This window comes from Nocardia paucivorans NBRC 100373 (assembly GCF_000308675.1).
Lineage (GTDB): Bacteria > Actinomycetota > Actinomycetes > Mycobacteriales > Mycobacteriaceae > Nocardia > Nocardia paucivorans.
This window is the reverse complement of record NZ_BAGE01000073.1, coordinates 1-393: the sequence shown is the minus strand read 5'-3', so window position 1 is coordinate 393 and position 393 is coordinate 1. Positions and strand designations below refer to the sequence as shown.

At 66.2% G+C, this 393-nt stretch carries 1 protein-coding gene; it reads right to left on the bottom strand.

Annotated elements, in window-relative coordinates; all coding sequences use genetic code 11:
- Window positions 1-393, bottom strand: a 393-nt coding sequence (locus tag ON32_RS23310; RefSeq protein WP_040793161.1) for a replication initiator, incomplete at both ends; no start/stop codon positions are given.

Below are 393 nucleotides of genomic sequence, written 5' to 3'. Positions count from 1 at the left end.
AGATACTTGGTCATGTACCCGATGTGCCGGTTGACCTCCTCGGTGCCGCCGAGGATGCCCTTGGAATCGACCTGTACCCCGAACCGCGCCACATGCGCCGGTTCCCAGTTGTCGACCTCGGCGAGGATGTCGAGCGCGTCCTCGAACCCGGTCAACGGCCGCCCGCTGGCCGGGTCGACGAACGTGCCAGTCCGGTGATCCCACACCGGCATGTGCTCACCGTCGTAGACCTCGTTCTCGGGGTCGAAGTGGGGCCACCAGGCTTGGAAGTAGGTGGCCTCGGTGACCTGGCGGATGACCTTGTGGCCGATCGCGCCCCGAATCGCCAAATGCAGGTGGGGGGCGCCGCGCTTCTGCGGTTCGACGGTGCCCCAGTACTGGACGTTGTAGCCG